Here is a 1,955-nt window from a genome sequence, read left to right as displayed (position 1 = left end):
TTTGTCTACACCCTCTTAATGAAACACATGAAATGCAACTTTAATGGCAGTCGAGTGCTGGCATTTTGTTATTGTTTTTTTTTGCCAGAAATGGCACTAGCGCTATGAAAAGGTGCAACAGACGAATCCGCTGTCCTGTCGCCATGCCTGATAGTCATGGATCCCGTTTCGCATCATGTCTTGAAGCGCAGTACAAGATCATTCAAGTTGACTGCCAACTGCGAAAGTTCGGTACTGGCAATCAGTGTTTGCCGGGTGCCTTCGCTGCTCTGTACGGCCAGATCACGGATGCTGATCAGACTTCTGTCGACATCACGTGCTACATGCGCCTGTTGTTCCGATGCCGCAGCGATCTGCAGGTTACGATTATTGATCTCCAGTACCGAGTCGGTGATCTGGCGCAGCGATTGCCCGGCGTCTTCTGCTGTCTTGCGAGTACTGTGGACTTCCTGAGTGCTCTTCTGCATGGACTCGACTGTGGCCGAAGAACCGGCCTGAATCGCCGAGATCATCTGTTCGACTTCCTGAGTGGACGTTTGTGTGCGGTGCGCCAGCGCGCGTACTTCATCAGCCACCACGGCAAACCCCCGGCCTTGTTCACCGGCACGCGCGGCTTCGATGGCTGCGTTCAATGCCAGCAGGTTGGTCTGCTCGGCAATTCCGCGAATCACGCCCAACACTTTGCTGATGTCCTGTGCCTGGCCGGCCAGGGCAGTGACTTGTGCAGAGGAGCCCTCGACCAGGCCGGTCAGGTTGTGCATGGCGGTCAGGGTTTCGGTCACGCGCTGGTTGCCCAGATCGGCAGAGAGGCTGGATTGTTGGGCGGCCTGGGAGGTAGACGTAGCATTACGAGCGACCTCTTCTACGGCAGCACTCATTTCGTTTACAGCAGTGGCGGCCTGTTCGATTTCGCTGTTCTGTTGCTGCAGTGTACGGTCGGCGCTTTCGGTGATTGACGTCATCTCGACGGCAGCGGTACTTAACTGGGCGGATGCGCCGGAAATCTCATGAATGGTGGTACGCAGGTTCCCCGACATGGTGTTGAGGGCCGTCATCAAGCGTGATGCTTCGTCGCTGCCGGTAATGCCCAGTTGCCGGGTCAGGTCGCCTGCGGCGATGTCTTCTGCCAGTTTGAGGGAAGCGTTGAGCGGATCGACAATACTGCGTGTCAGGGTAATCGCCAGAACCACAGTCAGAAGGGACGCTGCAATAACAACGGTCAGCAATACATTGACGCTGTGGTTGTACACGTCAGTTGCATCTTTTCCGGAGCTCACGGCTTCTTCAGCGTTGTGCCCACGCAGGGTGGTGAGTTTTTCCTGATAGGCATTGGCGCGCTGAACCTGTTCTGCGTTCGCAAAGGAAACAGCTTTTTCATGATCGGAACTGTCCATGGCGATGATCTGTTTCACGCCGTCGATGTAGGCCCCCATCTTGCTGTTGGCGTCTTCGAATTGCGCACGGTCGGCTTCGCCCGAAATCAGATTTTTCCGATAAAACTCGCTGTTCGACCGGAGCGCCGCTATCGCTTCCCGGGCTTTGGCTTCTGCTGTGCTGTGCACGGCAGGATCCGTACTGGCGAGCATCCTGATGCTTTCCAGACGAGCGTGAAGCAGGGCGATCTGAATGTCGTCGACGACCTGAATGCTGGGCAACGAGTTTTCTTCGATGTTCTGCTCGGCCGTGCGCAGATGGTCGATCTGCACGTAGGAGAATCCTCCGAGGCCAATCAGCAGCAAGGTAATCACGCCAAAAAACAGGGATGCCCTGCGTGAAATATTCAGCGATCTGATGTTCATGGTTGCCTCCAGCGGCAAAACAGGCGGAAGGGCAATACGTTCCTTTCCGATATCTGTTTTTCTGCTGACGCCTGAGGAGCTTTAATTAATCGCGATGAAAGTTATTTCATGATGGACATAATGCCATGTGGGTTCTGTTAAGAGGGTGTAGACAAA

General features: G+C 54.6%; 1 protein-coding gene and 1 pseudogene. Both read right to left on the bottom strand.

Annotation, left to right across the window (positions count from 1 at the left end):
- Positions 1-173: 173 nt before the first annotated feature.
- Entirely contained in the window at positions 174-962 is a 789-nt protein-coding gene (locus ALO64_RS26785; RefSeq protein WP_370684025.1) for a methyl-accepting chemotaxis protein, read from the bottom strand.
- 69 nt (positions 963-1,031) lie between these two features.
- Positions 1,032-1,799, bottom strand: a pseudogene (locus ALO64_RS26780) (MCP four helix bundle domain-containing protein); the annotation flags it as partial.
- Positions 1,800-1,955 lie beyond the last annotated feature (156 nt).

This window comes from Pseudomonas meliae (assembly GCF_001400515.1).
GTDB classification, from domain to species: domain Bacteria; phylum Pseudomonadota; class Gammaproteobacteria; order Pseudomonadales; family Pseudomonadaceae; genus Aquipseudomonas; species Aquipseudomonas amygdali.
Note: the sequence above shows the minus strand (reverse complement) of the source record. Positions and strands in the feature narration are given on the sequence as shown.

Coding starts and splice junctions, on each gene's coding strand:
- ALO64_RS26785 (WP_370684025.1), bottom strand. CDS start 962: ATGACGTCAATCACCGAAAGCGCCGACCGTACACTGCAGCAACAGAAC.